This is a genomic window from Microbacterium sp. CH1, from assembly GCF_001595495.1.
Classification (GTDB): domain Bacteria; phylum Actinomycetota; class Actinomycetes; order Actinomycetales; family Microbacteriaceae; genus Microbacterium.
Genome location: NZ_LOSO01000024.1, coordinates 13,366 through 26,228, shown reverse-complemented (window position 1 = coordinate 26,228; position 12,863 = coordinate 13,366). Strand labels below are relative to the sequence as shown.

Genomic DNA, 12,863 nt, shown 5'->3' with positions numbered 1-12,863 from the left:
TCGTCTCCGACGGGCGGGGCCTTCGTCATCCCGGGAGGAGGCCGTGCCGGGCGGCCTGCTCGAGCGCCTCCGTGCGGTTGGCCACGTCGAGCTTGCGGTAGATGCTGCGGAGCTGCGTCTTCAGGGTGTTCGGCGAGATCCGCAGCTCCGCGGCGATCTCGGGCAGCGGCGCCCCCGTCGTGAGTGCGTGCAGCACCACCTGCTCCCGCGAGGAGAGCTTCGGGCGCGCCGCGAACGACGGCAACGCCGAGCGGGTGGGCAGCGGCGGGTCGCCGATCGGAGCGAGGTCGGCCCGGACGGCGGCGAAGTCCTCGGCGCCGAGCAGGGCCAGCGGAGTGCGCAGGTCCCGGTCGGCGAGCTGGGCGTGCAACGCCTCGGTCACGGCCTGCGCAGCGGCGGGACTGACGCGGTGGAGCGCCGCACTGTGCACGGCGGCGGCCTCCGCGCGCTCGCGGGACGTCGTCGGCTCGAGGCGTGTCGTGGCGAGCAGCCGCACCGCATCCGGAGCGCGACCGTCGATCAGGGCGATCCTCGCCCGTTCCAGGAGGGTGCCGAAGCGGTCGGTCCCGGCGTCGCGCTGCTTGATGCCGCGCGCGGCACGGACATCGCCGAGCGCCAGGTGCAGCAGGATCCGGGGGCGGCTCAGCGCCTGGCGCGCCGACGTCGACCCGGCCTCGCGCCCGCGCATCCGGGCGAACGACTCCAGCCGCTCCAGTCCGCCGGCGGCCTCGCCGTCGTGCAGCGCGATCCACGCCTCCACCGCCGCCATCGTCGTCCAGTGCTCGCTCGTCGCCCGGTGCGGCAGGAAGGCGCGCACGTGCTGCTTGGCCGCAGCGAGGTCGCCCTCCTCGACCGCGAGCATCGCCTCCGCGACGCGGTAGAACGTGCCGCGGTACCCGTCCAGCAGTGCGGGATCCCACGAGCCGTCCCGGATGATCTCGACGTAGTGGCGCGCTTCCGGGAGGTCGCCGTTGAGCGCGTGGATCCCGCTGAGCAGGCTCACGGCGTGGAAGGCGTTGTCCGTGCCCTGCGACGCGGCGAGGGCGGCCGCCTCGTCGAAGAGGTGGACGGCCTGCTCCCGACGGCCGCCGTAGTACAGCGAGATCCCGAGGTGCGTGCACAGCAGTGGCATCTCGATCGCGTACTGCTGCCACTGCGACTCCGAGGTCTCCGTGTACAGCGCGAGCGCGCGAGCCGCGACCTGCCCGGCCCGCTCGGGCATCCCGACCACCCGCAGCGCCGCGCTCTCCGCGGTCCAGATGAACAGGCGCTCCGTCGGCGAGAGGGCGCTGCGCCGGGCGTTCGCGGCGGAGATCGCCATCCGCAGCAGCTGCAGGCCGCGCACCCGTCGGAGCCGGTTGGCGTTGAGGCAGATGCCCAGCAGCATCGCCACCAGCGGCTCCTGCTTGAGCCGAGCGAGGGGCAGGTCTCCCAGCAGCGCCACGACCCGGCGACCGTCGTGATCCAGAAGGTGGCTCCAGCCCGACATGATGACGTGGGCGGCGAGGTGGAGGTCGTCCTCCTCCATCGCCAGGCGGAGCCCCTCGAAGGGGGCGTCGCGCCGCAGCGCACCCTCGATCGCGAGGCGCCGGAGCAGGCGGATCTCGGCCGGGAAGCGCTCCAGGAGGTCGCGGCGCAGAAGGGCGCGAGCCGGCGCGGCGATCGTGAAGGTCCGGCGCCCGGATTCCGTCGACCACCGCCCGAAGCCGAACACCTCGGCCTCGTCGAGGGCGGCGCCGATGTCCGGATCACTGCTGAGAGCCTGCGCCAACGGCAGGTCGACGGTGTCCGTGATGCTGATCCGGATCAGGCCCTCGAGGACGCCGGCGCCGAACGTGCCCTCCTCCATGCGGCTGCGGAGGTAGTCGTCGACCGCCGCGGTCGCGACCTCCACGATCGTCGTGCCGCCGGGGACACGGCCGCGGAGGGCGACGGCGCGGATGACCGCGGGAAACCCCTCGGTCGCCTCCCGCACGGCGACGGCGGTGTCTTCATCGACGTCGAGCGCGCGGCGGATCTCGTCGATGTCGAACGCGAGGTCGTCGGGAGAGATCAGCGCGGTGTCGATCACGAGGCCGATGCCGTCGCTGTCGAAGGGGCTGGGGCGGTTCGTGGCGACGATCAGGCGGACGTGCGGCGGGACGGCGACCGTGCGGCACAGGTCGAAGACCGCATTGCGGTCGAGTGCGGCGGCGTCGTCGAGCACGATGACGAGAGGCTCCTCGTGATCGCACAGGTACTGGCCGACGGCAGGCCACCCTTCCTCGGCGTCCGGGGCAGGATGACGGGCGCCGACGGCCTCGCCCGCGCCGCGCAGCGCCCGCAGCAGGGCGGTGGCGAGGGCCGCGCTCGTCGCCAGGGCGGGCGTGGCCGTGAGCCACACGACGCGGTCGGGCGAGGTGAAGGCCCAGCCCACGAGGGCGGTGGTCTTCCCGGAGCCCGCGGCTCCGCGCAGCAGTGTGAGCGGAGCTCCGTCGTCCAGCGCGGCGTTCACCCGCGGACGTCCGATGACGTGCGCGGAAACCCGCGGCAGCCTCTTGTCCCCTTGCGCGCCGAAAGCCGGCATCGTCCCTCCCCAGGTACGCATCCCCACCCCTACGATATCCAACCCGCCCACGGTTCTAGGCTCGGAAGGGTGAGTGGTCCGACAGTCCCCGTGTCCTCCCGCCGCGTGCCGACCAGCGCCCTCCTCGTGAGCGCCGCGCTCGGCGCGGTCCAGGCCCTCGTCTTCCTGGCCGTCGTGCCGATCACGAGCGTGCTGGCCGCCACGTCCCCTCCCGCCTACGCGGTGGTCGCGGGCGTCCACACCGCGCTGCCGTTCCTCGCGCGCGTCGTCACCCGCGTGCCGGGAATGGCGACACTGGCCGCCTTCGTGACCGGCGTGCTGACGGTCGCGGTGTCGCCCATCGGGCTGCTCGGCGTCGTGCCGCTCGTCCTCGGCGGCGTGGTCCTCGACCTGGCGCTGCCGTTCCGGCGGGACGCCCCCGTCCGCCCGGCCCGGGTCCTGCTCGCCGGTGCCGTGACCGGTGCGGTGCTCTTCGTCGTCGCCCTCCCGGTGTTCTCGCCCGAGCACCTCATTCCGCCGGTGCTCGTCGCCACGCTGCTGGGCCGGGTGGTGGGGGAGCTCGCGGTGGCGGGTGTCGTGCTCGCCGTCCGCCGGCTGCTGCGGCGCGCCGGCGTCGCCCGCTAGCCGGCATGCCGTTCGACATACCCCCACGGGGTATCATGAGCACATGGTCGGTCGTCGCGTGCTCCAGGGAGCGATGCTCGCCGTCATCCTCGTGGGCGGCGTCCTCCTCGGCCTCCTCGGCATGCACGCCCTCGACACCCACGGCACCCCGGGGGCGCATGCCGCCGCGGGGCACACGGCCCCCGCGCACCCCGCGGCGTCGACAGCGCATGAGGCGAGCGGAGCGGAGGTGGCCGTCGTCCCGGATGACCCCGCGCACGAGGGCGGGGCGGCCTGCGTCCTCGCCCTGCTCGGCGGACTGCTCCTGCTGCTGCGCCCCTCTCGCACTTTCTTGACGGCGCCACTGCTCCGCGCTCTCCGCTCGCCGGTGGAGGCGGCCGCCGCCCCGCTTCGTCCTCCCTCACTCCACGTCCTCTGCATCAGTCGGACCTGATCGGCGCCGATGCGCCCGGGCGCCGCGACCGCGGACGCCCTTCCGACAGACAGAGATGAGAGAGAAATGACCAATCGAACCATTGCCGCCGCTGTCCTCGTCCTGGCGGGAGCCCTCGCGCTCGCCGGATGCGCCTCGACGGCACCCACGGGCCCGGCCGACCACTCCGGCATGGATCACTCCACCTCGGACGCCCCGCTGACCGGAGCGAACGAGGCCGATGCGATGTTCGCGTCGATGATGATCGTCCACCACGAGCAGGCCGTCGAGATGTCGGACATCGTGCTCGCGAAGGACGACGTCGACCCCCGGGTCGCCGACCTCGCGGAGCGGATCACGGCCGCTCAGGGTCCGGAGATCGAGAAGATGCAGGGCTGGCTCGACGACTGGGGTGCCGAGGCGGGTGACGCGGCCGCGATGGACCACGGCGACGGCATGATGAGCGACGACGACCTCGCCGCGCTCGAGGCCGCCGCGGGCCCGGAGGCGTCCCGGCTGTTCCTGGAGCAGATGATCGCGCACCACGAGGGCGCGGTCGCGATGGCCGAGGCGGAGGTGGCGGACGGCGAGAACGCCGACGCCGTCGCCCTCGCACAGGACATCATCGACGCGCAGACCGCCGAGATCGCGGAGATGAAGGAGATCCTCGCCACGCTCTGATCGGCACCCGGCCCCGCGTCGCCTCCGCGGCGCGGGGCCCGTCGCCCGTGTGCGATCTGTCCTTTCCGCGCTTTTCTGTACGTTTCGCACTATCATGTACTCATGAGCGAGATCGCGATCACGGAAGCCCGGGCGCGGCTGGCGTCCATCATCGACGAGGCGCGTGAAGAGCCCGTCTACCTCACCCGACGAAACCTCCCGGTGGCGGCTGTCGTCGATGCCAGCCTGCTGGAGCGACTCCTCGAAGATGCGGAGGAGCTGGCCGACATCCGCGCGGTCGATGCCGCCTGGGACGAGACCGCGCAACTCGACGAGACGCCGATCCCGTGGGAAGAAGTGAAGCGGGACCTCGGGCTCGTGCCGTGACCTACGACGTCCAAGTCCTACCTGTCGCCGTGCGGGCGATCCGCAAGCTCCCTCCCGAGGCGAGGCGACGTATCCAGGCCGTCATCGAGGTCCTCTCCGAAGACCCACGGCCCCCCGCGGCACGCAGGCTCACCGGCCGACCGGAGTGGCGGGTGCGGACGGGGGACTACCGGGTGCTCTACCGGATCGAGGACGGGATCCTGACGGTCGTCGTCGTGCACGCCGGCCACCGTCGCGAGGTCTATCGCTAGCGATCGCGGCGGCGCAGGCGGCGCAGCGGCGCGGAGAGGCGGTGCCAGAGGGTCGGCGCGGACTCCTCGTCCTCGGCGGGAGGCGGGGCGACGGCGAACTGGACGAACTCCTCCGCGCCATGGTGCACGACGCGATAGAGCGCCGTGCCGATGAGCACGCCGAGCGCGATCGACATGACGGAGACGAGGGCGGCGGTGAAGTCGGCGAGGCCGTTGTCGGTCGCGACCGCCTCGGTGAGTCCCACCAGCCCGGCGGCTCCGGGCACCAGCAGCCAGAAGGCCGGGAGGAACGTGAGCTGCGACGGCGCTCCGTGACGCAGCCCGGCGATCCAGAACACGACCGGCGTGACGGCGACCGCGCCGACGAAGCCGCCGACCGCCGGATCGATGAACTCGGTTCCCGCCCATTGGCCCAGGTATGCGACGACCAGGGCGAGCAGCACCCACCCGAACGTGGACGGCGGGGAGGAGAAGTGCAGATAGTTGCCGAGCGCGAACACGAGGATGCCCAGCATCGGCACCCACCAGGGGAGGTACGAGGAGGAGGCGTCGAGGGCCTCGTACGAATCGCTCGAGACGCCCACCACGGCGCCCGCGGCGAGGATACCGAAGGCGAGGAGCGCGAGCTGTACGAACCCGTAGATGAGGCGGGAAGCACCGGAGATCATCTGCCCGGCGGCGAGCTCGACCGTCGCCGTGGTCAGCACGCCACCGGGGAGGAAGGTCACCAGCGGGGCGATCAGGAGGCGGATCGGGTCGCCGATCTCGATGACCTCCGCAAGCAGGAACACCGCAGCCGCGCACACGAAGGCGGCGGCGATGGGCATGACGAGCTGCAGGGTGGGAGAGCGCACGAGTTTGAGCAGGCCGATCCCGAATCCGAGCACGAACGCGACGAGGGCGCCCTGCCAGGTCGGTGCGAGCAGGAGGGCCAGGCCGGTCGTGAGGATGGCGTGGCCGAGCGTCCGGGTGAACCAGCCGAGGCGCGGACGCATCGCACCGATCTCGTTGAGCCGCCGGATGCCGTCCAGCGGGTCCACGCCGCCGGTCTTCGCCTGCGCGATGAGGTCGTACAGCGCGGCGATCTGGTCGAAGCGGAAGGAGGCGTTCGTGGCCGAGCGGATCGCGACTCGCTGCTCCTCCGCATCCCCCGTCTCCACGATGATGATCGTCGGCAGGACGACGAAGTCGGTGCCGTCTCCGCCGGATGCCGTGGCGACCTCGGCGATCGTGTCGCGGATGCGGTCGACGGACTCCGCCGACGCGTTCATCCCCTGGGCCAGCCCCAGCAGGAACTGCCGCAGCGCCGACCGGTCGACGACGTCGGTCATGTCACCAGAACAGGAACGACAGCGCCACCCCGACGACGATGGCCGTGCCGACGTAGACGAGGTTCGGCAGCTGGAACGAGTGGTCGAAGACGAACTTGCCCATCTTCGTCGTCCCGGTCTGGTCGAACGCGACGGTGGCCACCTGGCTGCCGTTGGCGGGCAGCGTGTAGATGCCCATCGCCGCCGGCCACAGCCCCACCAGCAGGGAGGCGGGCAGCCCGATCGTGATGCCGATCGGGACGATCGCGTTCGTGGCGCTCGATTGGCTGGTCGTGAGCATCGCGACCGCGAACAGCGCCAGCGCGAACAGCAGCGCTCCGAGGAAGGCGGAGGATCCGGAGACCACCGAGCCGAGCCCGTCGACGATGAGGGTCTGGTTCGCGGCGACGAACGTGTTCGCGAGCCAGGCGATGCCGAACAGGGCGATGGCGCCGACGATGCCCGCGGGGAAGGTGGACTGCTTCGGCACGTCGGGGGCCTTCACCTTGCAGAACACGAAGATCAGTGCGGCGATGATGCCCATGACGACCTCGATGATCACGGTGACGCTCAGGCGCAGCGGATCGCCGTCGTCATCGGTGCCGATGACCGGACGGAGGTTCTCGAACAGGCCGAAGAAGACGATCACCGCGACGCCGGCGAGGAACAGCGAGGCCGAGAGCACGGCGGTCGCCGGGAGCTTGTTCTCGTGCGCGTCGACCACGGGCGGCTTGATCTGTCCCTCCGCCAGGCGCTTCTGGTACTCCGGGTCGTCCTCGAGGTCCTTGCCGTGGCGCATCATGACCAGCGCGGCGACGAGCAGGCCGGCGATCGAGGCCGGCCACATGATGAGGAGCAGGCCGCCGAGGTCGACGCCCTGCGGCGCGAGCAGCACGACCATCGATGCGGTGGCCGCGGAGACCGGAGAGCACAGGATGCCGACCTGCGAGGCGACGGCCGAGACCGACAGCGCCCGCTCCGGCCGGATCTTCTGCTGGTACGAGACGTCGTAGATCACCGGCAGCAGCGGATAGAAGATGTTGCCGGTGCCCGCGCCGACCGTGAAGAGGAACGACATCGCCGGCGCGAGGAAGACGACGGACTTCGGCCGTTTGCGGATGACCTTGGCGGCCACCGACACCATCCAGTCGATACCGCCAGCGGCCTGCATGGTCGAGGCCGCGGTGATGACGGTGATGACGATGAACACGGCGTCGACCGGGGCGTTGCCGGGGGCTTCCCCGAACACGAACACGAGCACCGCGACGCCGACGAGGCCCCACACGCCCAGGCCGATCCCGCTCGTGCGGGTGCCCATGAAGATCGCCAGGACGACGACGATGAGCTCGGCGATGAGGATCCAGACGCTGTCGTTCACGATGAGGGCCCCTTCACGATCGGCGCCGACCCGGTGAGGACCTGGACGGGCAGCTCGGTCTCGACGATCTTCCCGTCCACCGCCTCGACCCGGAGCGCGAGGGGGTCCTCGACCGGGCTGATCGCCGTGACGAACTCGCTGTTCTCGAAGTGCAGCGACTGGAGGTTTCCCACCGCATAGCCGGTCGAGAGCTCGCCGCTGAGGAGCGAGGCGTGGAAGAGCGGACGGCGCTGGTCCTCCGCGTCGTAGTGCGGGCAGAAGCTGCCGTGCAGGAAGCCGAGGCCCTCCGGGAGCACCTGGAGCGTCGGCCCGTAGCTGTCGGTCGTGCCGCCCTCGAACCAGCAGATGCCGCCGGCGCTGCCTCCGGTGAAGACGACGTTCGAGGCCGGGTCCTCCCACATCTCGCGCAGGATCGCGTCGAGACCCTGACGCTTCCAGACGTCGAGCATGTTGGCGGTGTTGCCGCCGCCGACGTGGATCACGTCGAAACCCGTGACGAACCCGGCCAGGTCGTCGACCGCACGGTGGAAGAGCGGCAGGTGGTGAGGTGCGCAGCGGTCGGAGTCGTACGTGGAGTAGAAGCTGACGATGTAGGCCGCATCGTCGCCGGTGGCCGTGCCGAGGAAGAGGACGCGAGGTCGCTCCTTGCCCGTGAGCCTCAGGATGTACTCGTGCGTCGGATCGTTCCGACGTTCCATCATGGCCTTGCCGGCCCCGGTTGCGACGACGTGAGACATACCCCCACCTCTCGGTCGAGTGTGCGAATGCGCTCAACGTACTGCGGCGGCGTCGCCGTCGTCCAGGGCGGTCACCCGGCGAGGGTGAGCGGCGGCGGACTCAGCCGAACACGCGCGCGGTGCCGACGATCCCCTCGAGGAGGGCGACCGTGCGGGCGCGCGGCCCCTTCGGCGCGATGCCGAGGACGCGGGCGAGCTCCACCGCGAGGGCGGCGTGTCCAGCGGCGCTCGGGTGGAAGGGATCGTTCATGAGGCCCCACGGCACTCCGCCGTTGCCCAGCTCCGCGAAGTGGGCATGCTGGTCAACGAGGATCACGTCCTCCTCGCCGGCGACCCGGCGGACGGCGTCCGCGAAGGCGGCGATCCGGGCCCGCTCCGGCGCATTGCGGACGTCGATGGCGGGTGGAGTCTGGAGCACCGGGATCGCGCCCAGGTCGCGCACCCGGCGCACGAAGTCGTGCAGGGAGGCCGCGTAGTCGTCGGGGGAGATGACCGGGCGCGGCCCCCCGTCCGAGGCATCGTTGGTCCCGACCATGAGCGTGACCACGTGCGGCTGCCACAGGGCGACCCGGCGCTCCCAGTCGTCGAGGATGTCGACGATCCGGTTGCCGCTGATCGCGGTGTTGAGGACCACGTCGCGGACGCGTTCGAGTTCGCCGCGGATCAGTTCGTGGAGGTGCTCGGGGTAGCTCCGCCCGCCCTGCGTGTGCACGAGGCCGTGGGTGATGGAATCGCCGGTGATGACCCAGTTCAGCGGTGCGGGGTCGGCCAGGTGCGCGGCGATGCGGCGCAGGTCGGACGCGGCGGACGGGGAGGCGGCGGGCTCGGCATTCTGCACGGCTCCGAGCATATCGGCGTTGCCGTAATGGAGCCCCCGGATACGAGTCCTTAACCGGAGAGGTGCGCGCAGAGTTCCGCGCACAGCCGACCGGAGGAACATATGACGAAACACCTGCTGCCTTCCCCTCCCCGCTCGCGACGCGGGCGTCGCCGTGCCGGGAGGGGCATCCCCATCGCCGTCACGATGGCCGGGCTCATCGGAGCCGTGCTGACGCCGCTGGCCGCCGTGGCGGCTCCGCCGTACGCCACCGAGGCCACGATCACGTCGATGGCTTTCACGGAGAGCGTCGTGGAGAGCGGCACGACCACGGAACTGACTGGGACGTGGTCTCTGCCCGACAACCCCGAGACGCCGGCGGGCTTCGTCATCGACCTGCCGGAGGACCTCCAGGGAAAGCCGGACACGTTCCCGCTCCGCGACGGCGCTGGGGCCCTGATGGGCACCTGCGTGACCACGAAGACGCAGCTCGTCTGCGACTTCGACGCCGAGTACCTGGAATCGCACCCGATCGGACTCACCGGAGGATTCTCCTTCGGGGCGACCGTGACGACGGAGGTCACGAAGCAGACCACCGTGACCTACGACTTCGGCGATGTCACCGCCACCACCGACGTGACACCCGGTGCCGAGGCGTGCACCGAGAACTGCACCTTCCCCGGTCGACCGAACTACAAGACCGGCGAGTACGACAACGAGACCGACACCATCCTCTGGAAGGTCGTGGTCGCCGCCGGCCCGCAGGGCATGAAAGGCGGGGAGAAGGTCGTCGTCACGGACGCCCTCGGGCCGAACCAGGCCCTCGTCACCGATTCAGCTGGGAAGCGCTACCCCGTGCTGTGGGCGACCAACGAATTGGTGACGCAGCCCAACGGCGAGGTCGTCCCCGGAGCTTTCGGGCAGGTGCCGGTCGACGAGTACACGATCTCCGCGGACGGGACCACCGTCGAGTTCACGGCCAAGGAAGGCTATTTCTACGACGTGCACTACCTGTCGCGTGTCACCGACGGGGGTGCGGCCAAGACGTACACGAACGACGCGGAGGTGCGTATCGGCACGGAGGTGAGCACGACCGTCACATCGCAGGTCACGAAGTACGGAGGCGCCGGCACGGGAGGGGGAACGACGGTCGGTCGATTCGCGATCACCAAAGCCCTTCGCGGTGACTCCGCGAACCTCGACGGACTCGTCTACCGCGGCACCTACACCGTGACCACTCCCGCCGGCGCGACCGTTCCCGGGGAGTTCTCCCTGCGTGCGGGGGAGACCTGGTCCAGCCCGGCGTTCCCCGACGGCAGCCGGGTCGAGCTCTCCGAGTCGCTGGCCGGCCTTCCCGCGAACCTGGACTGGGCCGCCCCCGCCTTCTCGTCTTCGTCGATCGAGATCGCCGGAGGGTCCACCGTCGACGTCGCGCTGACCAACACGGCGACTCTGCGCACGAAGGCCTTCTCCGCGGTGAAGACGCTCGCCGGGTCCGCCGCCGCGGTGCGCGAGGTGCCGTCCGACGCCCAGTTCGTGATCGAGTACTCGTATCCCGCCGGTCCCGGGTTCCCGGCCGGCTCGGGTGAGCTCGTCCTCCGTGCCGGCGTCCCGGTGTCCGCTCCGGCGGTCCCCGTCGGTGCCGAGATCACGGTTCGCGAGCGGGAGCCGCAGTCGATCGACGGCCTCCGCTGGGGCGCCCCGGAGATCTCTCCATCCCGCTTCACCGTCGGCGAGGAGACCGTCACGGTGTCGGTCAAGAACCCCGTGACTACGACCACGCCACCCCCCGCGCGCGGCACCGGCCTCGCGAGCACGGGCGGGCAGGGCACGACCGGGGCTCTCGTCGGAGCGGCGGCGCTGCTCGTCGCAGGGGCGGGCCTGCTCCTGGCGCGACGGCTCGGTCGTTCTCGCGGCTGAGCGGTGGGATTCCCGGCCGGTTCCGGGAATCCCTCAGGCGCGCGTAATCTCCCGCGCACCACGCCGTCCTGTGAGCGAGGGTGCGACGCCCCGGTGAACCCACCTCACCGCCCTCCCCGGCGCCGATCCCTCGGTGCGGCGGGCTTCTCCTCCCGAAGCCCGCCGCACTCCACAGGTTCGTGGCGAGAGGCGGCAGTCGGAGCCGATTCGAGGTAACGTGTAGCACGTTACTGCCGAATCGGCAGCAACGCCCCATCCGTCCGCGTACGCGCTCTCACCTTCGAGAGGAGGCCATGGTGACCGATCATGCCGCGATCGCCGAAAGCAGGAGTGATCTCGCCGAAGTTCGGGACGGCGACCTTCTCGCGCAGACCCGGGAGGGCGATCCCCGCGCCTACGCGGAGTTGTGGGAGCGCTACGCGCCGATGGCCACCGCCGTGGCCCGCTCGTCCTGGTGGTCCTCCGACCCGGAAGACCTGGTCGCCGAATCCTTCACGCGCGTGTTCCAGGCCATCCGCTCCGGCAAGGGGCCGACGACCGCCTTCAAGCCCTACCTCTTCGCCACGATGCGCAACCTCGCCATCACCTGGGGACGATCCCGACGAGAGGTGCCCCTCGAGCACATGGAGGCCATCGAGGATCCTCGCACGAGCGACGCGGCGGCCGATGCCGACTTCGACGCCGATCTGGTGGCGCGGGCTCTCGTCGCTCTCCCCTCCCGCTGGCAGGACGTCCTGTGGCTCGCCGAGGTGGAGGGGCTCTCGATGCTGGAGATCGGCGCGCGCCTGGGCATCAGCGAACGAGCGAGCGCGGTGCTCGCCTTCCGTGCCAGGGAGGGGCTCCGTCAGGCGTGGATCACGGCGCATCTCGCCGAACAGCCGCCGACCGCGAAAGACTGCCGGTGGACGTTGAACAAGCTCGGCGCTCACACCCGCCGGCGGCTCACCGCACGAGACGACCAGCGCGTGCAGGCGCACCTCGACCGCTGCGACGACTGCGGTGCGAAAGCGGAAGAAGCACGCCGGGCGAGCTCCCGGATCTTCACGGTCCTCGTGCCCGGCGGAATCGGGGTCGGGGTCGCCGTGCAGGCGTGGCAATCCCTCACCGAGGGGGGCAGTGCCTCCGCCATGCCCACGTCGGTGATGGCCGCGTCGGTGGGCGCCCCCGTGACCGTCGCCCTCCCCGCGGGCGGATTCATCGCCGCGAAGGCCGGTCTCGTCGCGGTCGCCGCCACCGCCGTCGCGACCGTCACCGTGAGCCTCGTCGCCGCGTCCCTCGACGACCCGACCGAGGTCGTCGCCGACGCCGCCGTCGTTGCGGAGGGCGGCGGCGCTCCCGCACCGGAGGCGTCCCGCCCATCCACGGCGCCGCCTTCCCGGTCGTCGGCGCCGACGCCGACGGCATCCGCCGCTGTCCCGACGGCCGCTCCGGAGACCGAGCCGGCCGCTCCCGCGCCCCCGGTATCGGCTCCGGCTCCGATTCCGCCGCGACAGACGATCGCGGCTCCGGCATCGCCCGTCATCCTCTCTCTCCCCTCGGAGATCGCCAGGAATCAGGTGCTCTCCTTCACGGTCCGGTGCGAACCCGGAGCCGCCCTGACGGTGTCCGCGTGGGACGTGACGATCGCTGCGGGCACCTGCGGCACGGATCAGCGATGGCAGGGAAGCGTCGACGTCAGTGCCTACCCGGTGCCGTCCGGTACCGAGATCATCCTCAGCTTCGCTCAGTCGAATGCGGCCGGGGTGTCCGCGACCGCGTCGGCGGGCGTCCTGGTCATGGACGCACCTCGGTGACAGTGCCA

The 12,863-nt window shown here is 71.2% G+C and carries 12 protein-coding genes; 7 read left to right on the top strand and 5 right to left on the bottom strand.

Translation table 11 applies throughout. From position 1 onward, the window contains the following. Nucleotides 1-25: 25 nt before the first annotated feature. Nucleotides 26-2,587, bottom strand: coding sequence for a LuxR C-terminal-related transcriptional regulator (locus AUV07_RS15460; RefSeq protein ID WP_231868290.1), 2,562 nt, complete (start codon nt 2,585-2,587; stop codon nt 26-28). 48 nt (nt 2,588-2,635) lie between these two features. On the opposite strand from AUV07_RS15460, the gene AUV07_RS15455 reads away from it, so the two are divergent. From AUV07_RS15455 to AUV07_RS15435, 5 genes are all read left to right on the top strand, one after another. Beyond that, on the top strand, nt 2,636-3,190 hold the full coding sequence (locus tag AUV07_RS15455) for an ECF transporter S component (RefSeq protein ID WP_062637500.1): 555 nt from the start codon (nt 2,636-2,638) through the stop codon (nt 3,188-3,190). A 43-nt stretch (nt 3,191-3,233) separates the two neighbouring features. Further along, nucleotides 3,234-3,623, top strand: a complete 390-nt coding sequence (locus tag AUV07_RS15450) for a DUF6153 family protein (RefSeq protein ID WP_062637498.1) — start codon at nt 3,234-3,236, stop codon at nt 3,621-3,623. Between the two features lie 66 nt (nt 3,624-3,689). Beyond that, a complete protein-coding gene (locus tag AUV07_RS15445) occupies nt 3,690-4,283 on the top strand; it encodes a DUF305 domain-containing protein (RefSeq protein WP_062637496.1) in 594 nt (197 codons plus the stop codon). Between the two features lie 102 nt (nt 4,284-4,385). Continuing rightward, nucleotides 4,386-4,649 (top strand): type II toxin-antitoxin system Phd/YefM family antitoxin, encoded by a 264-nt coding sequence (locus AUV07_RS15440; RefSeq protein WP_062637494.1) that lies wholly within the window; start codon nt 4,386-4,388, stop codon nt 4,647-4,649. Beyond that, nucleotides 4,646-4,900 carry a type II toxin-antitoxin system RelE family toxin gene (locus AUV07_RS15435; protein WP_062637492.1) on the top strand — a complete coding sequence of 85 codons (255 nt, stop codon included), beginning with the start codon at nt 4,646-4,648 and terminating at the stop codon, nt 4,898-4,900. Before AUV07_RS15440 ends, AUV07_RS15435 begins: the two co-directional genes overlap by 4 nt. Here the strand turns inward: AUV07_RS15435 and AUV07_RS15430 are convergent. The 4 genes from AUV07_RS15430 to AUV07_RS15415 form a co-directional block, all read right to left on the bottom strand. Next, a complete protein-coding gene (locus tag AUV07_RS15430) occupies nt 4,897-6,231 on the bottom strand; it encodes a threonine/serine ThrE exporter family protein (RefSeq protein WP_062637486.1) in 1,335 nt (444 codons plus the stop codon). The genes AUV07_RS15435 and AUV07_RS15430 overlap by 4 nt on opposite strands. Nucleotide 6,232: 1 nt before the next feature. Continuing rightward, nucleotides 6,233-7,588 (bottom strand): anaerobic C4-dicarboxylate transporter family protein, encoded by a 1,356-nt coding sequence (locus tag AUV07_RS15425; RefSeq protein ID WP_062637484.1) that lies wholly within the window; start codon nt 7,586-7,588, stop codon nt 6,233-6,235. Beyond that, nucleotides 7,585-8,325, bottom strand: coding sequence for a peptidase E (locus AUV07_RS15420; protein ID WP_062637482.1), 741 nt, complete (start codon nt 8,323-8,325; stop codon nt 7,585-7,587). The genes AUV07_RS15425 and AUV07_RS15420 overlap by 4 nt, the downstream gene beginning before the upstream one ends. Nucleotides 8,326-8,425: 100 nt before the next feature. Next, nucleotides 8,426-9,163: an SGNH/GDSL hydrolase family protein gene (locus tag AUV07_RS15415; protein ID WP_062637995.1), complete on the bottom strand. Its 738-nt coding sequence runs from the start codon at nt 9,161-9,163 to the stop codon at nt 8,426-8,428. A gap of 102 nt (nt 9,164-9,265) precedes the next feature. Here AUV07_RS15415 and AUV07_RS15410 point away from each other — a divergent pair, with 102 nt between their 5' ends. After that, entirely contained in the window at nt 9,266-11,062 is a 1,797-nt protein-coding gene (locus AUV07_RS15410) for a DUF5979 domain-containing protein (RefSeq protein ID WP_082803002.1), read from the top strand. A gap of 293 nt (nt 11,063-11,355) precedes the next feature. Further along, on the top strand, nt 11,356-12,855 hold the full coding sequence (locus AUV07_RS15405; protein WP_062637478.1) for a sigma-70 family RNA polymerase sigma factor: 1,500 nt from the start codon (nt 11,356-11,358) through the stop codon (nt 12,853-12,855). Nucleotides 12,856-12,863: the final 8 nt, after the last annotated feature.